This is a genomic window from Microbacterium sp. 16-032 (assembly GCF_041079455.1).
Classification (GTDB): Bacteria; Actinomycetota; Actinomycetes; order Actinomycetales; family Microbacteriaceae; genus Microbacterium; species Microbacterium testaceum_A.
On record NZ_JBFYGQ010000009.1, the window covers coordinates 14,069 to 37,896 of the forward strand.

The window sequence follows — 23,828 nt, forward strand, 5'->3', positions numbered from 1 at the left end:
GCCGTTGCGCTGTTCGCGCTGACGGCCGGCGCCGGATCTCCGCGCTGACGGGCTACCGGCGCGGCGCGGGCGCTGGCTACTCCTGCTCTTCGGGCCCGTAGAGGCCACGGCCCGTGGGCGCTGCGCGGCGGGGAGCTGTCTCTTCGCGGCGACGGCTGACGTAGATCGCCAGAGCCCCGATCGCGCCGAGGGCGATCAACCCGGCGACACCGATCCCGGTCGCGGTCGTGATGGCCGCGGCATCCGGTCCGGGTCCGATGACCACGGCGACGGCCTCGGGCGTGGCGCTCGGCGAGGCGGAGGGGCTCGCGGCGACGAAGGGGCTCTTCGGACCGCGCAGGCCGGTACCCGGAACCATCACGATCGCGTCGTAGGGCTGCACGACGCCCCACCCCGAGATGTTGGAGCGGATGTCGGGCTGCGCGCGGACGGCGGTCGCCTCGAGCCGGTACGCCCACTGCGCGGGGGTTTCGGAGGGATGGGCGGATGCCACGAGGGCCGCGGCCGCAGAGACGTACGCCGTCGCCCAGCTGGTCGCCGGCTCGTCAGCGCCGACGACGCAGTCGCCTCCGAGCGGCCACGACGAGGCGATGGCCTGGCCGGGCGCGGACAGGCTCACGTGGGGGCCGTGGATGCTCGCCGTGGTGACGACTCCCTCCGACCCGACCGCGGCGACGCCGATGACTCCGGAGAAGCCCGCCGGGTAGCGCGCTCCGTCCTTGTCATCCTGCTCGGGGGAGTCGTTGTTCGTCCGGTTGCCGGCGCTGGCGACCACCAGACTGCCGCGTTGCTGCGCGTAGGCCACGGCATCCGCGAGGGTGGCGTTCTTCTCGCTCGTGCTGATCGAGACGTTGATGATCTGCGCGCCCTGGTCGGCGGCGTACCGGATTCCCTCGGCCAACCGTGCGGTGTTCGGTCCGAAGCCCGCCTCGACGAGCTGCTTCTCGATACCGGCGTAGACACGAACGGGCAGGATCTTCGCGTCGGGGGCCAGGCCTTCGACGCCTGAGCCGGAGATCAGCTGGGCTGCGATCTGGCCGGCGATCACCGTGCCGTGCGCGTAGTTGTCGGTGCGGCCCGCCCCATCGGTGCCGTCGGGCACGAGGTTGACGCCCGGGAGCACGATCCCGTCGAGGTGGGGATTCGCGGCGACACCCGAGTCGACGACGGCGACGGTGACACCCGCCCCCTTGGTGAGCGGCCAGGCCGACGAGCTCTGCAGCGAGGAGAGAGCCGCGGGGGTCTCGGGGACCCGCGTGGAGGCCGTGCACTGGCTCTGCGTGGTCGCCGCCACGACGGTTTTCGAGGGTCCGGCGGCGGAGGCGGGGGAGGGGATTCCGATCAGCAGGATCCCCGCGGCAGCCGCGACGGCGGCCACTCGCGCGGCGCGTGAGCGCAGGGTCACTTCGTCTCCGGCGTCTGCTGCGCGGCGCCCTCGCTCAGCGAGGGACCGGTACGCAGGAGCGCGGTCCACCCGTCGGGGATCGAGCCGACGTCGTTCGTCGAGTAGCCGAGACGGGCGATGGTGTCGTCGGTCGCTCCCGGGAGCGGGAAGGCCGTGCCCGTGGCATCCACCAGCGTCAGGATGCTCGTGTTGTCGTCACCGCGGCCTCCCGCTCGCACGAGTGCCCCGTGACTGGGGTCGACGCGCACGCCCGCGGTGACGGCCGTGGACGACGGTTGCGTGGCGAGGGTCGTCGTGGCCTGGCCCTCGCCGCCGGTGAGCACGGCACAGGGGCGCTGGCCGGCGGCGACGGTTTCGAAGCCGACGGGGGGCCACTCGTCGCCGAGACCCTGCTTGGCTGTGGCGAGCCCGCGGATCTCGTCGGCCGTCACCTCGGTGACCTTGCCCTTCAGCGCTTCGCCGCTGCCGAGCTGGTAGAGCTGCCAGGCGAGGGGCGAGAGCGATTCGAGCACTCCGCCGGTCTGCACGAGGAAGCGCTCGTCTTCGGGGGCACCCGCCTGACGGATGACCTGACCGACGCGCAGGGACGTGTTCGCCACGGGCTGGCCGTAGTTCTTCAGGGTGATCGGGGTGAGCGCCGTGCCGGCGGTGAAGAGATCGAGCCAGGATGCCGGGACGGTCACGGGCGACAGCGAAGAGATCCCGGCTGCGCGCAGCACCGCGTCGGCGACCTCGCTCGACACGGCGAAGCTGCGGCCGCCCTGCACGACGTGGAGGATGCCGTCCACCGACACGACGACGGCGCGGTCGGTGGCGGGGGTCGGGCCCGCGGCGGACGAGATGCGCACATCGAGACCGGCGTCGTCGGACACGCAGGCGCTCCAGCCGGTGTTGATGAGGCCCGACACCGGGGGCAGCTCGTCGGGCGCGCCGGTAATACCGAGGGTGTCGCCGACGGGGGTTCCGCCGAGGGTGGACGAGTCGGTCGAGATCACGCCGTACTCGTTCGCCGGAAGCAACAGCCGGGCGCTGGCGGTGTTGATCACGGGGTGGAGCACGCCGTCGACCGTGACGAAGCGGGCGCCCGTGTCGGAGACGAGGACGAGCTTGCCGTTCTCCCAGCCGGTGGGCAGGCCGGGGCGGATGAGGCCGTAGAAGACGCCGACGAGCACCACGATGATCGTGAGCGCGATCGCGGCGATGACCGCCCGCAGGGGGGAACTCGGCTGAAGCTCTTTGCCTCCCGGGGCGCCGCTGACGAACGCGGTGAGGAGGCGTCGGCGCGAGAAGTTCTGCGCCTCGATCAGATCGCCTTTGGTGGCCATGCGTCAGGCCAGACCGGACGAGATGACCGCGAGGGGCAGGAGAGCGGCCAGCACGAGGAGCTCGGCCGTGTCGGCGAGACGGATCAGCCGCAGCCGCGTCTTGGGGGCGAGCAGCGTGACGGTGACGACGCAGACGGTGGCCACCGCGAGCACGACCAGGATGCCGACGCGCAGGCCCGGCTGCGCGAGCGAGGCCACGACCCCGGCGACGACGAGCCCGATGATGCCGGTCGCCATGACGGTCAGTACTCCGGAACGAGCGAAGGTCTGGCGCGAGGGGAACATCATGCCCGCGAAGGCGAGAGCGCACACGAGGGCGCCGGTCGCGTTCTGCGCTGCGACGAGAGGCGTCGCCACGAGGACCGCCGCGGCGAGGGCGAGGCGCAGGCCGATCAGGATGCGCTTGCCCTGGGCGACGCGGGCGGCGATGTCGTCGGCGTCGATCGGCTGGGGGTCGGCGAACATCTCGGCGTCGCTCTGGGGGGAGACGACCCGCAGTCGGGTCGTTCCCAGAGCGAGCCATGGCAGCGCGCCGCCGAGGGTGGCGATGACGCCGACCATGAGCGTCCAGACGGCGGCCGCCGGGAAGAACGCGGCGAGGGTTCCGGTGACCCCGATCGCGCCTCCTGCGACGAGGGGCGCGAGCTGGAGCTCGGCGCGGTCGCGGGTGAGGGCGAGCGAGACGCCCGCGATGAGGAATGCGCCACCGCCTGCCGCGGCCATCGGCCATCCCCACATGGTGAGCGAGGCCGGGACGGCGATGAAGCCCGCGACGGCAGCGAAGATGGATGCCGCCATCCCCAGCCCCTGACCGGCTTCACGCTGGCCGAGTCGCGACACGACGGCCGAGACGACGAGCAGGACGACGGCCCCGCCGCCCGCGACGAGGGCGCCGAAGGGAAGGGCGCGGCCGGCGGCGAGGAGGAGGACCGCGCAGACGCCGAGGAGCGCCAGGCTGACCGCGAGGGCCGTGCGCGCGTTGTCGCGCGTGGTCCACGGGCGATTCTGCTGGGTGGTGGCGTCGATCACGGCCTCGACGATGTCGTCGTAGACGCGCGGTTGCGCGACAAGCCCGCCGCGGACGAGGGTGAGGACTTCGCCGTCGACGATGCCCTGCGCGGCGGCCCCGCGCGAGGGGTCGACGCTGGTTCCGTCGGAGCGCTGGAGCGCGTAACCCGCCGAGGTCATCGACGGGTCGAGCACACCGAGGGACCGTGCGAAGCCCGGCAGGAACTCGATGACCGGCACCTGCGCGGGAATCGCGATGTCGAGTCGGCGTCCCTCGCTCTGCACCGACAACCGCAGCAACGCTCGTGTCGCATTCATGACGTCAGCCATCTGCGGCCCCCTCTTTCCGGACCGAAGCCCCCTGCGGTCAGACCCCGAAATCCTATCGGTGGGTCAGGGGTCGGATGTCAGTGGAAACGCGCCGCCGACGCGCGATCGGCGGAAACGTAGTCGTGGGCTCGACCAAGCATCGAAGACTTTCCTTGTCAGGGCCGGTCATTCTGCCCGCTCCTTGCTCGCTTTGCGGCGCTGTGTGAGGACGACGATGACAGTGATGATGATGGCCGCGATGACGAGAAGGCCGAGTCCAATGGCTACCCTCAGCGTGATGGGGGCCGCATCGGATTGAGAAGCCCCGTTCTGCTCACGGTATTTGTCGGTCGAACTCGATCTCTCGTCGGGCGAGTACCCATTCGCTTTCGCCTGCGCGATCTGCTCTTCCGTCGGGAAACCCGCAGGCTTTCCCATGAGGGGAGTCTCGTCCGGCAACGTTGTGGGGTCGACGGTGAGCAGGGAAGGAAGCCATGCCGCTCCGTACCCGTACCCGTCTTCCGTGCGTGTCGGTGTGTGCTGTGCGCCGTTCGTTGTTGCGACGAGTGCCTGGACCAGCTGGTTGCCTGTAGCTTGTGGCGACCTCTGTGCGGCCAATGCGAGCATGCCCGCGATGATTGGGGGAGCGAACGAAGAGCCCGTGGCTCCCACGGACGTGCTCCAATCGCCCGTGCTTCCTACTGCCGGCATGTCGACGCCGGCGGCGACGACGGTCGTCTGTGGAATGACGAACGGTTCGCCGTCCTCTGTTTGCAGGCTGCCGTCACGGTTGATTCCGGCCGCCGACACAACGCCGTTGAAAGACCCGAGGTCGTCGTATATCGCCCCCAGCACGCCCGGGTTGATTGAGGCTGCGATGACCACTGCACCGTGGGAGATCGCATAGGCCACCGCAGGTGCATCGTCCACGCGCGCTGTTCCGCCGATGCTCGTGAGAATGATCTTCGCGCCGTCATCGGTCGCTTGCTTGACGCCTGCAGCGAACTCCGTGATCTGAGCACCGTCGGCCGTATTACACGAGGGCCCGTCATCCTCACCGTATCCGTAGAACGTCACGTCGGCGTCGGGAGCAATCCCTCGGACGCCCCCTGCCCCCGTCCCATTGCCGATGACGTACGCAGTCATCGTCGTCCCGTGGACGGCGGCGCTGGTAGGTTCTGTAGTCGCGACGGTCGTCTTGTTGACGCATAGAGGCTGATCGAAGACTCTCAAGCTGCGGCCTTGGAACACGGGGAGTTCCGGATTGATCTGCTTCTCCAGCACTGCGACTTTTACGCCGCTCCCGGTGAAACCCTCCTGGTGCGCGGCGTCTACGCCGTAAGCATTCCACCAGTAATCGAGGTTTTCCTCTGGGGTGGGCTCGGCAGTCGCAGCGGTCGCCATTGGCGACACCGCGCCCATCGCCATGGCGATTGCGGCGGCTGAGGCTGCGAGAAGTCTGATGACGCGTTCTGACTTCACCGCGGAGCCCCCCACGGCGACGCGCGCACGCTTGCAAAGTGGACAACAGGTCCGCGAAATCTGTTTGCCAAAGTCGCGATTGGGGCGGGGACGATGAGCAGAGCCGTCCGTGCGGATTCGGACGTGCTCAATCCATGCCGTCCACACGGCGTGATCACGCGCCAGGGCATCAACCGCGCTTCACCCGGAACTCCTGCCTCGCTCCATTCCATTTCACCTGCCAGCTGGCAAGTCAGCGCGTGGTCGCGGCTTACGGAACCCGTCCCAGTCGCCCCGAGGGACCCGCGCTCAACCTGGCTCATGTTCGCCTTGCCTGGCAGCTCGCTGGAGCCCCAAGTCGCAGGATGCACGCTGAGAAATGCAGTGTCGCGTTTGTGACGTCGGCCATCTGCGGCCCCCTCTTTCCGGACCAAAGCCCCCTGCGGTCAGACCCCGAAATCCTTTCGGTGGGTCAGGGGTCGGATGTCAGTGGAAACGCGCCGCCGACGCGCGATCGGCGGAAACGTAGTCGTCCGCGATTGAGTCGGTGGCGTTCGAGATGCGCTGGAGCACGTCGCGCATCTGCTCGAGTGTGGCGCTCCACTGCTGCTGGGCGTTGTTGTACGCCGCCTGCGCCGCGCCCTCCCACTGTCCCCGCAGACGAGTGACCTCGCTGTCGAGACCGCTCAGGGTGGAGTCGATTCGCGCGCTCTCGGAGCGGAGTCGAGCAGCCGCAGCGTGCAGCGATTCAGGGGTGACGCGGAAGTCGCTCATGACTGGCCTCCCAGCATCGTTCCGAGACCGTGGATGGTCGTGCGGTGTTCTTCTTCGACGGCTTCTTGGTCGCGGGCCGTGGCTTGGAGCGCGGCACTGAGAGTGATGAGCACGTCGTTCAGCTTGCGCGCTCCCGCCGTCCACTCCTCGACGAGGATACCGTAGGAGCTTGCTGCGTCACCCGACCAGTTGCCGCGCAGCTCGTCGAGTTCCGCGAGCACCCGCCTGGTGCTGTCGGCGATGTCGGCGTGAGCGCCGTTCACCACCTCGGAGCCCCGGGCAAGGGCTCCCTCTTCCGCGGAAATGCGGTCAGACATGTCGTCTTCTCCTGTCGGAACCGTTCAATGTGTGGAAAAAAGCCGAATCACTCGTCGCGTCCGCCAGCCTGGGCGTTCTCGGAGCGGGGGCCGATCTCTTCATCGTCCTCCATGCGAGGAGCGATGGGACCACCGAGTCCGCGGGATGCGTCGTCGCGACGGTCGGAGCGAGAGCCGGGCCCGCCCATTCCGCCGACGCCACGGCTGCCGGCACCGGCGCCGCGAGCTCCGCCGCCAGCGGCTGCGCCGCCCGCCGAGCCTCCGCCGCCACCGGTTCGCATACCGGCACCTTTCGCCGTCGATTGTGCGGGCGCGCCGCCTCCGGCAGCACCGCTCATCCCGCCGACGCCACGAGTACCGAGTCCAGATCCGGCAGCGGCGGTCTTACCGAGCAGGCCACCCGAGCGACCGGCTGCACCGGAAGCTGCCGTTCCACCGGCGCCGCTGAACAGGCTGCCGCCCGGAGCACCCGCGCCGCGCGCGATGCTGCCGAGCGCGGCCGCGCCGCCACCGCCGGCGATCAGACCCGCGCCGAGACCGGAGCCGATGCCCGCTCCCGCGCCGCCGGAACCGCCGAGAAGGCCTCCTCCGGGCGCCGAGGGGATGGCCCCGGGCAGGGTCGGAGTGCCGATGATGGAGCCGTCCGGAGTGGGCTCGGGTTTGATGGTGTCGAGGTCGATGATGGGGAGGTCGCCGTGGATCGGGCCATGCGGTCGCGGCCCGATCTCGGTCGGCAGCGGCAGCGTGTGGTACTCGGGCTGCGGCTCTCCGCTGTCGTTGCCACCGGGGTTCGTCACGGTGGGGTTCGGGTTCCACTGGGGGTACTGCTCGATGCTGCGGCCACCGGAACGGCCACCGCCGCCCCCGCCGGTCTGGCCGCCGCCACCCCCGTCGCCTGCATCGTCGTCCTCAAATGATTGTGCGTTGAATTTCGGGGGAGTGATGATCTCGACCTTGTCCAGATCGTCTGCCGCCGTCGTCATGGCCGCCTTCGCCGCATCTTCTCGGCGCTGTGCCAAGTAAGAGTTCGCGAGTCCGACAGCACCTTCCCCGGCCAAGAAGGAGATCGGCCCCAGCATGAACGTCGTCCCCATCGCAGCCCCGCGAACGACCATCTCCTGCTGGCCGTTCATGCTCCCCGCAGGGAGCGATGCCAGAGCCTCTCGGGCGATATCCCGAATGCGATTCGCTTCCTCGATGCCGGCGATCAGCGGACCATTGATGTAGTCGATCTGCTTCTGGATTTCGCCAGCGTTGTGGGTGAACGCACCTGAAGCGGCGTCGGCCGCAAGACCGGCGATGCCGGGTTCTTGAGCGACTCGTCCGACGACATCTTTGAGCGTCGACAGTGCGCTGTTCAATTCGGCATACGAACTGAGACCCCACGGGATGGTGGGTTCGACCAACTCGCGGAGACTTTCTTCCCAGGGGCCGGTCATGCTGCCTGCTCCTTCCGCGCCTTCCGGCGCTGACTGGTGATGATGAGAACAGTGACGACGATCGCGGCGACGACAATCACCGCCAGGCCGAGGATCACCCACAGGACGATCGACGACACGTCGAGCTGGGGCGTTCCGGACGCGGCGGCATCGTTCTGCTCGCGAAGCTGATCCGCGGAGCTCGGACGCTTTTCGGGGCTGTAACCGTTGGCTTGCGCCCTGGCGATCTGCTCCGCGGTGGGCGCTCCGAACCCGAACGCCTTGTCCATGAGGGGGTTCGAGTCCGGGAGAGTGAGCGGATCCACGGACAGGAGAGTCGACAACCACGCGGCCCCATAGCCATAGCCATCATCCGTCCGTGATGGGGTGTGCTGCCCGGCATTCGTCGTGGAAATCAGGGCCTGAAGAAGCTGGTTCCCGGAGGCTTCCGGGGTCCTCTGCGCTGCAAGCGCCAGCATCCCCGCGACGATCGGTGCCGCGAATGACGACCCCGTTCCGGTACTTCCCGTCTGCCAATCCCCCGTCTTCCCGACAGTCGGTAGGCGGAAACCCGCCGCCACCACGGTGGTTTGGGGAACGACGAACGGGGCGCCGTCCAGTTGTTGCAGGTTGCCGTCGCGGTCGATGGCGGCGGTGGAGACCACGCCGTTGTATGCCCCCTGGTCACCTTCTCGAGCACCAAGTTGGCCCGGATTGATGGAGGCGGAGATGATGACCGCCCCGCGGGCGAGGGCGTAGGCGACCGCAGGGGCATCGTCTTGTCCCGCCGAGCCGCCGATGGCCGTGTAGATGATCTTCGCGCCGTCATCTACAGCCATCTTCACACCGGCGCCGAAGCTCGACAGCTTGTTTCCGTCTGCGGTCTCGCACTGGGGCCCATCATCCGGACCGTAGCCATAGAAGGTCAGGTCTGCCTCGGGAGCAACGCCTCGCACGGCCCCCGCGCCGGTGCCGTTTCCCACTACATACGCAGCCATCGTCGTCCCGTGAATGGACGAATCGTTGGCGTCTGTCGTTGTCACAGTCGGATTGTTCACACACACCGGGCTCGCCGACACGCGGAGATTGGATCCCTGGAAGACGGGCAAATCGGGATTGATTTGCTTCTCCAGGACAGCGACCTTCACACCTTTGCCCGTCAGCCCCGCGGTGTGCGCCTGATCGATCCCGTACTGCCCCCACCAATCCTCGAGGTTCTGCTGACCCGTCGTCTGGCCGGCGGAGGCGGCGACCGCAGGTGCCGCTGAACCGGCGACAAGGCAGAGGAGCAGGGTAGAAGCAGCGAGGATGCGCACAGCGGCGGGTTTCGTCACTGGGTTACTCCCAGTGCGGAGCGCACGCCAGCCGCGCCCCCGCTCGGCGGGGTATTGGCCGCGGGTGCAACGGCGGTCTCGATCAAGGATGCCGTCTGATCCGCCGCCGCTGCGCTCAGCTCGTCACGTTCGCGGAGGGTCGTAACCGCCGCGTTGAGAGCTTCGGCATTGAGACGGACGTACTCCTGCACCAGGCCGACACGCGTGGCGAGCTCTTCCGCACGCATCCGAAGATGCCCGATGAACTCTGCGGCCGCTGCTCCTTGCGATGGTCCTTCGACCTGGCTCAGGACGGCCTGCGACGGAAGCTCGTTGGAAACCGAGGTGACTAACTGCGCGTTGTAGTTGGCAAGGTCGCCGTCGAGACGGATCACGTTGGCCATGAGGATCACTCGTTTCTTCGCGATCGAGAGGGTGCGGTCAGACGGCTGACGCCGCCGAAAAAGATGTGGGGCGGCCCGAACGGGCCGCAAGAGCCGGCGGCCGCCTCAGCGACCGCCGGCTCGAGGCGACTCAGACGAAGCGGCCGGCGGCGGACTTGTCGGTCGAGGTGTAGCCCTGGGCGATCTCGTCGGTCTTGCCGGCGATCTGCTGCAGGAGCTCGTTCAGGCGGGTGATGGACTGGGTCCACTGGGCCTGAGCCTGGTCGTAAGCGGTCTGCGCCTCACCATCCCACGAGGAGCGAAGGGCGTTGACCTGCGACTCGAGCTCGTCGAGGCGGGTGCGGATGCCGGAGGCACCGTTGCGGATCTGACCCGAGAGCGCGATGACCTGCTCGGGACGAACGGACATGGACTGCATGAGAGTTCCTTCTTTCGTGTCGAGCGGGGTCAGCCGAGCAGGGAGCCCAGGTTGCCGATGGTCTGCTGGTGCGACTCTTCGGACGCGGCCTGGTCGCGCTCGGTGCCGCGGAGGGCATCCTCGAGCGTGACGAGCACGTTGTTGAGCTTGGTGGTCTCTTCGTTCCACCGCTGCATGAGCTGCGTGTACGAGCCGGCTGCGGCGCCGGTCCAGAAACCGGCCACCTGGTCGAGCTCGGTGCGAACCTTGCGCACCTGCTCGTCGATGCCCGACTTCGCGGTGTTGACCGCCTCGGCCCCTCGACGAAGCGCACCCTCCTGGGCTGCGATGAGATCTGCCACTGTGTCTCCTCGATGTTCCTCCGGGCGCGCCCGGGCGTTGCGGATCGAATACGCGCACGGGGATAGATGACCCGCGCACGGCGTCGATGGAGGAACCGGAGCCCCCCACCGGACTTCGAACTTACGTAAAGCATCCCCCCGGTTCAAGCCTCTTGCGCAATTTGAAAGATGACAAAACTCTCATCTTTATCCCCGGTGAACGGTGGAAAGGCGAACACGGGTCCGCGCGGGACGGATACGCTGGTGCGGTTGCGGCCTGCGGGTCGGAGAGCGCGAGAACGAGGGGGACCGTTGAGCGCAGAGGTGATGCAGGGGCGTCGTGTGGCGCTCATCGATGGCGAATCCCGGTTCGACCTGGTCGTTCCTCTTCGCGCCCGCGTCGACGACGTCCTCCGCGCGGCCGGTTCCGACACCGCCCGCGGCACCCGCGTCGTAGGAATCTCGGGCCGCGAGATCGACCGGTCGACGGCGATGACCTCTCTGGAAGACGGAGTGGTCCTCGTGCTGGTCGACCCCGGCGCCTCTCTTCCCGACGCTGTCGCCCGCGCCGCTGCGGCGCCGAGCGCGATGCGCGTCTCGGCCGCGTGGTGGGTACTCGCCGCGGGCGGTGGCATCCTGGCCCTCCTCCGTCTTGTCGGAGGCGATGGCCTTCCGGTCTCTGTGCGCGGGCCCGTCGCGGTGCTGGCGCTCCTCGCCGCTCTGTCCGCGGGCGCGGTGTTCGCGCTGCGCGCCCGTTCGCGCACGCCGATCCTCGCTCCCGTGGTGGGGGTGATCGGTCTGGCTTTCGGCGGCGGTGTCGCGGTGGTCCCCGGCCTCCCCGCCTCCGCCCCGCTCGTCGCGATCTTCACGGGTCTTCTGTCGGGGGCCGTCGTCGCCGGCGTCGTCGGCGTGCTCGGTGCCACCGAGACCTTGCGGGCGCAGAGTCGCACGGCGACGATCGTGCTCGCCGTTCTGGCCGCCGTCTGGGGCCTCTCGCTGCTGATGCACCTCGACCCGTCGGCGCCGGCCGCCGTGACCCTCGGTTTGGTCCCGGTGGCGCAGCGCGTACTGCAGTCGAGCCTCGTCGACGTGGCCCCCGGTACCTTCATCGACTACGGCCGTTTCCAGAGCACGCGCTGGACGGTGCGCCAGAACCTCCCCGACGAGGTCCGCACCATCGAAGCCGACGACGCCGACGCGCTGGTCGAACGCTCCACCGCCCGCCTCACGATCGGTGTGGTCTTGCTGATCGCCGCCGGCGCGGCCAGCGCGTTCACCGCCCTGCCGACCTTCGACACCGACAATCCGGTCGTCCTCGGTGGGCGCATCGCTCTGGCGGCGACCGTCGTCCTCGCCCTCCTGCTCAGCTCCCGCCGCAGCACGGTGCCGTTCCTGCGGTGGGTGGAGCGGCTGGGGGCGGCCGCCGTGGTGGTCGCCGTACTGATGGCGTTGCTGCCGAGGGTCTCTCCCGACACGCTGGTCGTCTTCGCCGGCATCCTCCTGGTGGTCGGTCTGGGGTCGGCTCTGCTGGTCGTGCCCGTCGGTCGCGGATTGCGCTCTCTAGGCTGGTCGCGTACCGGCGACATCTTCGAGGCGCTGGCGACGGCGCTGTCTCTTCCGGCGGGCATGCTCGCCGCCGGAGCGGTGGAGATCGCGCGTGCGATGATGGCGACATGACGCAGCTGACGCCGTTCGGCGCGCCCGCGACGGTGGGGGTGCGCGTAGGAGCCTTCAGTGTCGACGCGGCCCTCGTGGTCATCGCCTCGGGCGTGGCATCCCTTCTCGCTTCTCCCGTGCTGGGAGCGGCGATCGCCGCCGAGGCCCTGCTCGGCCTGTGGATCCTCCAGGCGCGACGTGGCGTCACGCCGGGGGCCCTGCTGTTCGGGCTGCGCACCGCGCGCGCCGAGGAGCCCGTCGTGCCGGGTGCCGGTCGCGCCTTCGTCCGTGGCCTTCTCGTGGTGTTGGGCGGCCTCGTCCTCCTCGCCGGCGCGTGGGTCGTCGTCGCCTCGGCGGCGTTCGACACCTCGGGCCGTCGGCGCTCCTGGGCCGATCGCGCCTCGGGAACGGTTCTGCTGTCCGTGCCCCGCGGAAAGCAGACTCCGGATGCCGACGAGCCCCGCAGTCTGTCGGAGCCCACCGTCCAGCGCACCGGTGCAGCCCGCGAGCCGCTGCGCATGGATTCGTCGGCGGCGGCCCTTCCGCTCGCGCAGGCGTGGGACGCCCCCATCATCGCGATCGAGGCGCCGAGCGTCGCGGGTGAGCGTCCCGCGACCATCGCCCCCGAGCCCGTCGCCCCGTCGCCGGCTGCTCCCACGCGCACCCCGGGCGTCGGCCGCGCGCAACTGCTCGTCGTCTTCGACACCGGCCAGCGCGAACAGTTCGACCTCCCCGCCGCCGTCAACTTCGGTCGCGCTCCCGTCGCGGATCAGCCGAACGACGTGCTCATCTCGGTCGACGACCCCGACCGCCTCATCTCGAAGACCCACCTGCGTCTCGAGCACGACGGCGAGACCGCGTGGGTCACCGACGCCGGATCCACGAACGGATCGGAGCTGATCGACGACGACGGCACCGTCCACGTGCTGCGCCCCGGTTCCCGCACCCTGCTCGAGGAGGGCACCCGCGTGCGCCTCAGCGAACGCGTCTTCACCCTGAGTCGTCTGATCGGAGGTCCGGTGTGAGCACGGGTCCGCGCATCGCCCCGCCGTCCTTGCCCAATGGGCGGATCGTGCTCCAGCCGCCACCCGAACTCGTGCCGAACGAGGGGGGTAGCGGCATCCTGACCTCCCTCCTGCCGATGCTCGGCAGCGTGGGCGCCATCGTGATGGTGACCATCTCGAACAGCGGACCGACGGGCTTCCTCATCGGTGGCATGTTCCTGCTGTCGTCCCTCGGCTTCGTGGCGGTCAACGGGTGGCGTCAGCGCGCCCAGCGCAATGCGCAGGTGCTCGGCAATCGCCGCGAGTACCTCGCCTACCTGTCCGACCTGCGTGACACCGTGCGCGTCGCGGCTCGCAAGCAGCGCCGCCACGGCGGGTGGATCATGCCGGCCCCGGCCGCTCTTCCGTTCATCGCCGAGGAGCGCTCGCGCGTGTGGGAGCGCCAGCCCGGCGACGAGACGTTCCTCCTCGCCCGCATCGGCGTCACCGACCAGCCGCTCAGCCTCACGCTCGAGGCGCCCGAGCTCCCGCCCCTGGCCCAGCTCGACCCGGTGGCCGCGTCGGCCGCGCACCGCTTCATGCTGACCCACGAGATGCAGCGCGATCTGCCGCTGGGATTCCCCCTCGGCGACTACTCGCGCATCGAGCTCGTGGGCTCCGACGAAGACGCCGTTCGCAGTCTCGCGCGCTCGCTGGTGGCCTCCGCCGCGACCCTGCACGACCCCGAGGACGTCATCATCGCGATCCTCGCCGGTCCCGCGCAGATGCCCGCGTGGGACTGGGCCAAGTGGCTCCCGCACGCGATGTCGTCGCGTGTGCAGGACCGGCTCGGCCCCGCGCGCATGATCTCGGCATCGCTCGACGAGCTCGTCGACATGCTGCCCCCGCAGCTCTCCACGCGTCCGCGCTTCACCCCGGGCGGGGGAGTGACCCCGCACGTGGTGCTCATCGTGGACGGGGTCGAGACCCCCACGAACAGCCCGCTCGTCGGCCTCGAGGGTGCGCAGGGCGTGACCGTGATCGACCTGCCCCCGCGCTGGGACGAACTCGACGACCCCCACGTCGCGCGCGTCGCGCTCGCAGAGGCGCCCGTCGTTGCGCGGGGCCGTCGCGCCGAGTCGAAGCCAGTCGTCGCCCCCGCCGAGTTCATCGACGGAGCGGGTCGGGCCCAGACCTTCATTCCGGATGCCATGACCATCGCCGAAGCGGAGGCGACCGCCCGTCGGCTCATGCCCCTGCGGCCGGCGCCCATGGTCGTCGTCGACGCGCCGACCACGCAGGGGCAGCTGGAGCTCACCGAGCTGCTCGGACTGCCGGACGTTCGCACGGTGAACTTCGATCAGGCGTGGACGCGCCGCCTCGAGCGCGACCGCCTGCGTGTGCCGATCGGTCAGGAGCCCTCGGGTACCCCGCTCATCCTCGACCTCAAGGAGTCCGCGTCGCAGGGCATGGGCCCCCACGGCGTCATGGTCGGCGCGACCGGTTCGGGTAAGTCCGAGGTGTTGCGCACGCTCGTGCTCGCGCTGGCGATGACGCACTCGCCCGAGCAGCTGAACTTCGTGCTCGTCGACTTCAAGGGTGGCGCGACGTTCGCCGGCATGGCCGAGATGCCGCACGTGTCGGCGGTCATTACCAACCTCGGCAGCGAGCTCGCGCTCGTCGACCGCTTCCAGGACGCCCTGCAGGGAGAGGTCGTGCGGCGCCAGGAGCTGCTGCGCGCCGCGGGCAACTTCGCGAACGTCGGCGAGTACGAGACCGCGCGCCTCGGCGGTCGGTCCGACCTGGCCCCGTTGCCGGCTCTCCTGGTCGTCGTCGATGAGTTCTCGGAGCTGCTGACGGCCAAGCCCGAATTCGTCGACAGCTTCCTCAACATCGGTCGCGTCGGTCGATCCCTGCACGTGCACCTTCTGCTGGCATCCCAGCGGCTCGAAGAGGGCAAGCTGCGCGGTCTCGACACGTACCTGTCGTACCGGATCGGTCTGCGCACCTTCTCGGCCGCCGAGTCCCGCACGATCATCGGAACCCCCGACGCGTACACGTTGCCGCAGGAGCCCGGAGTCGGATTCCTCAAGAGCGACACCGAGAACCTCGTCCAGTTCCGCGCGGCGTACGTCTCGGGCCGCCCGAAGGGCAACGCCCGTCTGAACGTGGACGACCTGGAGTCCGGGTCGACGGGCCCGGCCCGCGTCGAGGTGTTCACCGCCCTCGCCCAGCCCGACGATGAGCCGGTCGAAGAGAACACGGATGCCACGCCCGCGGCGCTCGCCACCCCGGCCACCGACAAGCGCTCGACCTTCCAGATCGCCGTCGACCGCATGAAGGACCGCGGACCCGAGGCGCACCAGGTGTGGCTGCCGCCGCTGGCCGATCCCGCCCCGCTCGACGAGCTCATGCCCGACCTCGCGGAGGACCCGGCCCTCGGACTCGTCTCGCGTCGTTGGCGCGAAGCGGGAGCGCTCACCGTGCCGATCGGCGTCGTCGACATCCCCCTCGAACAGCGTCGCGATCACCTCACGGTGTCGCTGGGAGGCGCCGCCGGTCACGTGGCGATCGTCGGCTCCCCGCTGAGCGGAAAGTCGACCCTCGCGCGCACCCTCGTCTCGGCCCTGGCGCTGACCGGAACCCCGCAGGAGTTCCAGTTCTTCGTGCTCGACTTCGGCGGCGGTGGCTTCACCGCGATGCAGAAGCACCCGCACATCTCGGGCGTGGCCACCCGCACCGAGCCCGAGGCCGTCCGCCGTGCGATCGCCGAGGTCGAGGCCGTGCTCGACGCGCGCGAGCAGTACTTCCGCCGCAACGCCGTCGACTCGATCGAGACCTATCGCTCGCGGCGGCGCGACGGGCGTCTCGACGACGGGTTCGGCGACGTGTTCCTCATCATCGACGGCTGGTCGACGCTCCGGTCGGAGTTCGAACCGCTCGAGGCACGAGTGCAGACGATCGCCGCTCGCGGCCTCAGCTTCGGCGTGCACGTCGTCGTCACCGCGAATCGGTGGCTCGAGATCCGCGCGAACCTCAAGGACCTCATTCAGACGCGCCTCGAGCTGCGCTTGGGCGACCCCACCGACTCGGACGTCGACCGCAAGCAGGCGGCCAACGTCCCGGTCGGTCAGCCCGGCCGCGGTCTCGCCGTGTCGAAGTTGCAGATGCTCACGTCCGTCCCGCGCATCGACGGTTCGGACGACCCCTCGACGATCGCCGACGGTGTCGCCGACATGATCGGCAGGATCACGAACGCCTGGCACGGGGAGCCGGGGCCGAAGCTCCGCCTTCTGCCCGAGAACATCTCGCTCGACGCGGTGCGCGCCCTCGCCGAGCCGGGCGATCGCCGGATGCTGCTCGGCATCGAAGAAGCGCAGCTGTCGCCCTTCGGCATCGACCCCCGCGTCGAACCGCACCTGTTCGTCTACGGCGACTCGGGGATGGGCAAGTCGTCGTTCCTGCGCGGCGTGGCCAAAGAGATCCAGCGGCTGTACACGCCCGCCGAGGCGAAGATCTTCGTCGTCGACTACCGCCGTGCGCTCCTCGGCGAGATCCCCGACGAGTACCTCGGTGCGTATCTCACCTCGCACGATCTGGCCACGGGTGGGATGAACGACCTGTCGCAGTATTTCTCGACGCGCATCCCCGGGCCCGACGTCACACCGACCCAGCTGCGGGAACGCAGCTGGTGGAAGGGCGCCGAGGGGTTCATCCTCATCGACGACTACGACCTGGTCGCCACGAGCCAGGGCAACCCGATCGCGGTGCTGCAGCCCTTGCTGGCCCAGGCCGGCGACCTCGGTCTGCACGTCATCCTGACCCGCCGTTCGGGCGGGGCCAGCCGTGCCGCGTACGACCCGATCATCCAGCGCTTCACCGACCTGGGCGTCACCGGCATCCTGCTCGGTGGAAACCCCGAGGAGGGGGCGCTCATCGGTCGAGTGAAGCCGGAACGAGCGGCCCCCGGCCGTGCGCAGATCGTCAGCCGCGAGCAGGGGCTCCTCGCCTCGCAGCTGGTGTTCGCGCCGCCCACGCACTGATCCGACGATCCTCCACAGGAGCGTCTTCCGCCCCGGCATCCCCCGATGGATGCCGGGGCGGTGTGCGTGTCGGTGGCCCGGGTTACCGTTGGGGGGTGACTTATCCCGGCGCCGCATCCGAGTCGTACGCCGACGCGCCGCCCGAGCCGTACGACCTCCCCGACGACCCCTACGCCGGGGCCGACTGGGACCCCGACCAGTTCGCTCCGCCCGAGGACTTCGACGCGCCGCCGCCGCCGGTCGACCCGTCGTCCCCGTTCGCGCGCGTGGTGGCCGTCACCGGCACCGCGCGAGAGCTCCCGGCCGTTCGCGACTTCACGGGCCGGGATCCGCGCGAGGTCCTGCACGAGGTGTACGGGTACGACGCCTTCCGCGGCGATCAAGCCGAGATCGTGCAGCACGTCGTGAACGGCGGAGACGCCGTCGTGCTCATGCCCACCGGCGGCGGAAAAAGCGTCACCTACCAGGTGCCCGCGCTCGTACGCCCGGGCACGGGTCTCGTCGTCAGCCCCCTGATCGCCCTGATGCACGACCAGGTCGAGGCGCTCATCGCCAACGGTGTGCGCGCGGGCTACCTCAACTCCACACAGGCGCCCGCCGAGCGGCAGGCCGTCGAGCAGGCGTATCTCGCGGGTGAACTCGATCTTCTCTACGTCGCGCCCGAGCGGCTCAACGGCGCGCAGACCCTGGCTTTCCTCGCACGCGGTCGGCTCAGCGTCATCGCCATCGACGAGGCGCACTGCGTGTCGCAATGGGGCCACGACTTCCGGCCCGATTACCTCGCCCTCGGCGACCTCGCCGACCGGTTCCCCGATGTCCCACGCATGGCCCTCACCGCCACGGCCACCCCCGCGACCGCGCAGGAGATCATCGAGCGGCTACGCCTGCGCGACGCGCGCGGGTTCGTCGCGAGCTTTGACCGCCCCAACATCCAGTACCGCATCGACGCCAAGGTCGACCCGCGGCGGCAGCTCGTGCAGTTCATCCGCTCGCAGCCCGAGGGCTCCGCCGGCATCGTCTACGCACTGAGTCGCAAGAGCGTGGAGCAGACGGCGGCCTATCTCAGCGCTCAGGGCCTCGACGCTCTGCCGTACCACGCGGGTCTCGACGCCTCCGTGCGCGCAGCCAACCAGTCGCGTTTCCTCCGCGACGACGGCGTGATCATGGTCGCCACGATCGCCTTCGGCATGGGGATCGACAAGCCTGACGTGCGTTTCGTCGCGCACATCGACCTGCCCAAATCCGTCGAGGGGTACTACCAAGAGACCGGCCGCGCCGGGCGCGACGGCGATCCCTCGACCGTATGGATGGCGTACGGTCTGGGCGACGTGGTCCAGCAGCGTCGAATGATCGACCAGTCGCCGGGCGATCGGTCGTACAAGATGCGTCTCGGCCAGCACCTCGACGCGATGCTCGCCCTCTGCGAGACGGTCGGATGCCGTCGGCAGAACCTCCTCGACTACTTCGGGCAGCGATCCGAGCCGTGCGGCAACTGCGACACGTGTCTGACGCCGCCCGACACCTGGGACGGCCTCGTCGCGGCGCAGAAGCTTCTCTCCACGATCGTGCGGCTGCAGCGCGAGCGTGGCCAGGCCTTCGGCGCGGGTCACCTCATCGACATCCTGCGCGGAGCGAAGACCGAACGCATCGCGCAGCAGGGCCACGACCGGCTCAGCACCTACGGCCTCGGCGCCGATCTGTCCGACCAGGACTGGCGCAGCGTCATCCGCCAGCTCCTCGCTCGCGGCATCATCGTCGCGCAAGGCGACTACGGCACGCTCGCCCTCAGCGAGTCCTCGGCCGGCGTCCTGCGCGGCGAGACGCCCGTGCCGTTGCGCCGCGACGCTCTCGGACGCACCGGGGGAGGCGGGGGAGGCAGCCGTCAGCGCAAATCCAGCGCCGACGACGTCGCTGCCGGCGACCGCGACCTGTTCGAGGCGCTCCGCGCGTGGCGCGCCGAGAAGGCTCGCGAGCAGGGCGTACCGGCCTACATCGTGTTCGGCGACGCGACGCTGCGAGCGATCGCGGCCGCGCGTCCGAGCTCGGTCGGCGACCTCGACGGGATCACCGGCATCGGCGCGAAGAAGCGAGAGGCTTACGGCGACGGGATCCTCACCGTCGTCGCCGCGAACTGACGCGACCCGCCGCGCGCCAAAAGGCAGGACGCACTGCGCTCGCACGCGCCGGTACCCACGGCATCCACTCGACGCTCAGCGCACACACGGGAATGTTGACCACCCACAACGACCCGTCGAGACGAGACGCGGCGTTGTTGTCGGTATCGCACAGGGTGTTTGGGCTCGCGTTGTGGGACACCTACCGTGGTTCACGTCCTTTGCAACGTCGAAAGGTGCCGAAATGACCGACGCCGCCGTCCGTCCCACCACGCCCGCCACGAGCACGCGTACGCCCGTCGGGGGTGCCCCGACCGCACCGCACAGTGCCGCGGAGGCCTCCGAAGCGCGCATCGACACCGAGCGTGTCACCGACCTGCTTCTCGGCACCTGGGGTGACACCCGTCGCCAGGCGCGCGAGATGATCAAGGATCCTGCCCTGTGGCGCGACGACAGCCTCGGGATGGACGCGCACCGCGAGCGCACTCTCAGCCAGCTGCACCTGCTCGTCCAGAACAAGGCCGTGCACCGCGCGTTCCCCAAGCGTCTGGGCGGCGAAGAGAACAACGGTGCCAACATCGCCGGCTTCGAGGAGCTCGTCGCCGCCGACCCGAGCCTCCAGATCAAGTCGGGGGTGCAGTGGGGCCTGTTCGGCTCGGCGGTCCTCCAGCTCGGAACCCGGGAGCACCACGACAAGTGGCTGCCGGGCATCATGAGCCTCGAGATCCCCGGCGCCTTCGCGATGACCGAGACCGGCCACGGATCCGACGTCTCGGCGATCGGCACGACGGCGACCTACGACCCCGAGACCGAGGAATTCGTCATCCACACGCCGTTCCGCGGCGCCTGGAAGGACTACCTCGGCAACGCCGCCGTGCACGGCAAGGCGGCGACGGTGTTCGCCCAGCTCATCACCCAGGGCGTGAACCATGGAGTGCACTGCTTCTACGTGCCCCTCCGCGACGACGACGGCAACTTCCTTCCCGGTATCGGCGGCGAAGACGACGGCCTCAAGGGTGGCCTGAACGGCATCGACAACGGACGCCTGCACTTCGACCAGGTGCGCGTGCCCCGCACGAACCTGCTCAACCGCTACGGCGACGTCGCCGCCGATGGCACGTACTCGAGCGACATCGCGAGCCCGGGTCGTCGCTTCTTCACCATGCTCGGCACCCTCGTGCAGGGTCGCGTCTCGCTCGACGGCGCCGCCGCGTGGGCCTCGGCCATCGGCCTCATCATCGCGATCACGTACGGCAATCAGCGCCGCCAGTTCGACTCCGGCAACGGCACCCCCGAGGTGACCCTTCTCGACTACGGAAAGCACCAGCGTCGCCTGCTCCCGCGTCTGGCGACCACCTACGCGCAGATCTTCGCGCACGACGAGTTCTTGCAGAAGTTCGACGGCGTCTTCAGCGGCCGCCTCGACACGGATGCCGACCGCGAAGACCTCGAGACCCTCGCCGCCGCGCTCAAGCCGCTGTCGACCTGGCACGCCCTCGACACCCTGCAGGAGTCGCGCGAGGCATGCGGCGGGCAGGGCTTCCTTTTCGAGAACCGCCTCGTGGGCCTGCGCGCCGACCTCGACATCTACGTCACCTTCGAGGGTGACAACAACATCCTGCTGCAGCTGGTCGGCAAGCGACTTCTCGCCGACTACGCCAAGCAGTTCAAGGGCAAGGATGCCAAGCAGCTCGCCGCCTTCGCCGTCGGTCAGACCGCCGGCAAGCTGTTCCACGGTGCCGGGATGCGTCAGCTCGGGCAGGCGGTCAGCGACTTCGGGTCGACGGCGCGCTCCGTCGAGAAGGGGCTCCGCGCCGAGCAGCAGCACGAGCTGCTGGCGGGACGCGTTCAGCAGATGATCGCTGACATCGCCGGGCGTCTCCGTCCGGCATCCAAGCTCTCCCGTGAAGATGCCGCCGCGCTCTTCAACGAGAACCAGGCGCAGCTGATCGAGGCCGCGCGAGCTCACGGCGAGCTGCTCCAGTGGGAGGCGTTCACCGATGCGATCAACCGCATCACGGACCGCGACACCCTGACGGTGCTCACCTGGCTGCGCGACCTGTTCGGCCTGCAGCTCATCGAGAAGCACCTCGCCTGGTACCTGATCAACGGACGCCTGTCGACGCAGCGCGGCGCGGCCGTATCGAGCTACATCGACCGCCTCTGCACGCGGCTCCGTCCGCACGCGCAGGACCTCGTCGACGCTTTCGGCTACGGCCCCGAGCACATCCGTGCCTCGATCGCGTCGGGCGTCGAAGACGACCGTCAGAACGAAGCCGCGTCGTACTACGCGGCGCAGAAGGCCGCGGGCACCGCTCCGATCCCGGAGAAGAAGCCCGCCAAGTGACGCGCGAAGCGGACGGCGGTCGGAAGGGGGGCGCCGCCGTCCGCTTCGCGTCTCTTCGCGCTGCCGTGCCATGTCGGTGGTCGGCTCTAGCCTGAGGTGATGAGCGACGTCCTCATCGGTCTCGACGGCACCGCCCGCTGCGCGTGGGCCGGCGCCGACGCCGAGTACCAGCGGTATCACGACGAGGAGTGGGGTACCGCTCTGCACGGCGACCGTCCGTTGTTCGAGAAGATGAGCCTCGAGGGCTTCCAAGCGGGGCTGTCGTGGATCACGATCCTGCGCAAGCGTCCGCGCTTCCGTGAGGTGTTCGACGGGTTCGATCCCGCCGCGGTGGCGGCGTTCGGCCCCGACGACGTCGAGCGATTGATGCAGGATGCCGGCATCGTCCGCAACCGCGCGAAGATCGAGGCCGTGATCGGTAACGCCGGCATCGTCGCCGAGATGGCCGAGGGCGAGCTCGACATGCTCATGTGGTCGTTCACGCCGGCCGCGCACACCCCGCCTCGCGTGTTCGCCGACGTCCCCGCCGTCACCCCCGAATCGACAGCCCTCAGCAAGGAGCTCCGCCGCCGCGGTTTCCGCTTCGTCGGCCCCACCACGATGTACGCGCTCATGCAGTCGTCGGGCATGGTCGACGACCACGTGGCGGGCTGCTGGCGCGCGGCCGCGTGACGCACCGCTAGACTGGACTCATCGGGAGCCTTCGCTCCCTGCGTCGTCGAACGCACCGGCCCCCTTTCATTGGGCCTTTGACCTTCACGGCGAACGGATGCGCCACCCGGCGCCTTCGCCCCCTGCAGCCGCAGCATCGCGGCATCCCGAACCGCCGTGCGCGCGTGCGCCGCGGCTGGAGTATTCATGACGTCCCAGACTTTCGCCGACCTCGGCGTGCCCGCCCCCCTCGTCGACGTTCTCGCCTCGCAGGGCAAGAACGACGCGTTCCCCATCCAGGCAGACACCATGCCCGACACCCTCGCCGGCCGTGACGTGCTCGGCCGCGGCAAGACCGGCTCGGGCAAGACCCTCGCCTTCTCTCTTCCCCTCGTCGCGCGCCTCGCCGGCAAGAACGACCGCCGTCGCGGCCGCAAGCCCCGCGCCCTCGTGCTCGCTCCCACCCGCGAGCTCGCCAACCAGATCGACGAGGTCATCAAGCCCCTCGCCGCGGCCTACGGCCTGGTCACCACCACCGTGTACGGCGGCGTGAACCAGAAGCGTCAGGTCGACGCGTTCAACGGCGGCGTCGACATCCTCGTCGCGTGCCCCGGTCGCCTCGAAGACCTCATCGGTCAGGGCCACGCGAGCCTCGACGACGTCGAGATCACCGTGCTCGACGAGGCCGATCACATGGCCGACCTCGGCTTCCTCCCCGGTGTCACGCGTCTGCTGTCGCGCACGCCCGCCAACGGCCAGCGCATGCTGTTCTCGGCCACCCTCGACAACGGTGTGGACAAGCTCGTCAAGCGCTTCCTGCGCAACGAGGTGCTGCACTCGGTCGACGAGGCGCACTCGCACGTCGCCGCGATGACCCACCACGTGTTCGCCCCCGCCGACGCCGACGCCAAGAAGGAGCTCGTGCAGACGCTCGCCTCGGGCACCGCGCGCCGCATCCTGTTCATGCGCACCAAGCACCAGGCCAAGAAGCTGGCCAAGGCCCTGACGGCCGCGGGCATCCCCTCGGTCGACCTGCACGGAAACCTGTCGCAGCCGCAGCGCGACCGCAACCTCGCCGCCTTCGGCGACGGCCGCGCCAAGGTGCTCGTCGCGACCGACGTCGCCGCCCGCGGCGTGCACGTCGACGGTGTCGAGCTCGTCGTGCACGTCGACCCGCCCGTCGAGCACAAGGCGTACCTGCACCGCTCGGGCCGTACCGCCCGTGCCGGCACCGCCGGTGATGTCGTCACGATCATGCTCCCCGAGCAGCGTCGCGACACCCTCGACATCCTGCGAAAGGCCAAGATCTCGGCCACGCCCACGGCCGTGACGCCGACCTCTCCCGAGGTCGTCGCCCTGGTCGGCGAGGTCGCCCCGTACGTCAAGCCCGAGCCGATCGTCGCGCAGCCCCAGGGCGGCGGACGCTCGCAGGGCGCGAACGCCCAGCGCAAGCGCGCTGAGCGCGCCCAGGGTGCGGACGCCGCATCCGCCGGCGGCGGACGTCGTCGCCGTGGCCGTGGCGCCGGCGGCCCCTCGGCCGATGCCCCCGCCCTGTCTCCTAC

18 protein-coding genes are annotated in these 23,828 nt (G+C 69.6%); 7 read left to right on the forward strand and 11 right to left on the reverse strand.

Annotation, left to right across the window (positions count from 1 at the left end):
* Positions 1–76 precede the first annotated feature (76 nt).
* From AB6V31_RS16335 to AB6V31_RS16385, 11 genes are all read right to left on the reverse strand, one after another.
* Entirely contained in the window at positions 77–1,405 is a 1,329-nt protein-coding gene (locus AB6V31_RS16335; RefSeq protein WP_369366933.1) for a S8 family serine peptidase, read from the reverse strand.
* On the reverse strand, positions 1,402–2,730 hold the full coding sequence (eccB, locus tag AB6V31_RS16340) for a type VII secretion protein EccB (RefSeq protein WP_369366935.1): 1,329 nt from the start codon (positions 2,728–2,730) through the stop codon (positions 1,402–1,404). Before eccB ends, AB6V31_RS16335 begins: the two co-directional genes overlap by 4 nt.
* Positions 2,731–2,733: 3 nt before the next feature.
* The gene (gene eccD / locus AB6V31_RS16345) at positions 2,734–4,068 is read right to left on the reverse strand and encodes a type VII secretion integral membrane protein EccD (protein ID WP_056225862.1); all 1,335 of its coding nucleotides are present in this window, start codon (positions 4,066–4,068) and stop codon (positions 2,734–2,736) included.
* Positions 4,069–4,233: 165 nt separating this feature from the next.
* Complete coding sequence (locus tag AB6V31_RS16350) at positions 4,234–5,529, reverse strand: S8 family serine peptidase (RefSeq protein ID WP_369366937.1); 1,296 nt, start codon at positions 5,527–5,529, stop codon at positions 4,234–4,236.
* Positions 5,530–5,994: 465 nt separating this feature from the next.
* A complete protein-coding gene (locus AB6V31_RS16355; RefSeq protein ID WP_056225865.1) occupies positions 5,995–6,282 on the reverse strand; it encodes a WXG100 family type VII secretion target in 288 nt (95 codons plus the stop codon).
* The gene (locus AB6V31_RS16360) at positions 6,279–6,599 is read right to left on the reverse strand and encodes a WXG100 family type VII secretion target (protein WP_074695998.1); all 321 of its coding nucleotides are present in this window, start codon (positions 6,597–6,599) and stop codon (positions 6,279–6,281) included. Before AB6V31_RS16360 ends, AB6V31_RS16355 begins: the two co-directional genes overlap by 4 nt.
* 47 nt (positions 6,600–6,646) lie before the next feature.
* Positions 6,647–8,140, reverse strand: a complete 1,494-nt coding sequence (locus AB6V31_RS16365) for a hypothetical protein (RefSeq protein WP_369366939.1) — start codon at positions 8,138–8,140, stop codon at positions 6,647–6,649.
* Entirely contained in the window at positions 8,035–9,351 is a 1,317-nt protein-coding gene (locus AB6V31_RS16370; RefSeq protein WP_369366941.1) for a S8 family serine peptidase, read from the reverse strand. Before AB6V31_RS16370 ends, AB6V31_RS16365 begins: the two co-directional genes overlap by 106 nt.
* Positions 9,348–9,743, reverse strand: a complete 396-nt coding sequence (locus tag AB6V31_RS16375) for a hypothetical protein (protein WP_369366943.1) — start codon at positions 9,741–9,743, stop codon at positions 9,348–9,350. Before AB6V31_RS16375 ends, AB6V31_RS16370 begins: the two co-directional genes overlap by 4 nt.
* Before the next feature lie 121 nt (positions 9,744–9,864).
* Positions 9,865–10,143, reverse strand: a complete 279-nt coding sequence (locus AB6V31_RS16380) for a WXG100 family type VII secretion target (protein WP_056228207.1) — start codon at positions 10,141–10,143, stop codon at positions 9,865–9,867.
* A 38-nt stretch (positions 10,144–10,181) separates the two neighbouring features.
* Positions 10,182–10,493: a WXG100 family type VII secretion target gene (locus AB6V31_RS16385; protein ID WP_055831852.1), complete on the reverse strand. Its 312-nt coding sequence runs from the start codon at positions 10,491–10,493 to the stop codon at positions 10,182–10,184.
* Between the two features lie 291 nt (positions 10,494–10,784).
* Here AB6V31_RS16385 and AB6V31_RS16390 point away from each other — a divergent pair, with 291 nt between their 5' ends.
* The 7 genes from AB6V31_RS16390 to AB6V31_RS16420 form a co-directional block, all read left to right on the forward strand.
* A complete protein-coding gene (locus AB6V31_RS16390; protein WP_156371618.1) occupies positions 10,785–12,149 on the forward strand; it encodes a hypothetical protein in 1,365 nt (454 codons plus the stop codon).
* Entirely contained in the window at positions 12,146–13,153 is a 1,008-nt protein-coding gene (locus AB6V31_RS16395) for an RDD family protein (RefSeq protein ID WP_369366944.1), read from the forward strand. Before AB6V31_RS16390 ends, AB6V31_RS16395 begins: the two co-directional genes overlap by 4 nt.
* Before the next feature lie 47 nt (positions 13,154–13,200).
* Positions 13,201–17,154 carry a type VII secretion protein EccCa gene (gene eccCa / locus AB6V31_RS16400; protein WP_256335583.1) on the forward strand — a complete coding sequence of 1,318 codons (3,954 nt, stop codon included), beginning with the start codon at positions 13,201–13,203 and terminating at the stop codon, positions 17,152–17,154.
* Positions 17,155–17,249: 95 nt separating this feature from the next.
* Positions 17,250–19,289, forward strand: coding sequence for a DNA helicase RecQ (gene recQ, locus AB6V31_RS16405; RefSeq protein ID WP_369366946.1), 2,040 nt, complete (start codon positions 17,250–17,252; stop codon positions 19,287–19,289).
* A 223-nt stretch (positions 19,290–19,512) separates the two neighbouring features.
* The gene (locus tag AB6V31_RS16410; protein ID WP_056225898.1) at positions 19,513–21,615 is read left to right on the forward strand and encodes an acyl-CoA dehydrogenase; all 2,103 of its coding nucleotides are present in this window, start codon (positions 19,513–19,515) and stop codon (positions 21,613–21,615) included.
* Positions 21,616–21,714: 99 nt separating this feature from the next.
* Positions 21,715–22,287 carry a DNA-3-methyladenine glycosylase I gene (locus tag AB6V31_RS16415; protein ID WP_369366948.1) on the forward strand — a complete coding sequence of 191 codons (573 nt, stop codon included), beginning with the start codon at positions 21,715–21,717 and terminating at the stop codon, positions 22,285–22,287.
* Positions 22,288–22,473: 186 nt separating this feature from the next.
* On the forward strand, positions 22,474–23,828 hold a 1,355-nt coding region (locus AB6V31_RS16420), incomplete at its 3' end, for a DEAD/DEAH box helicase (RefSeq protein ID WP_369366949.1).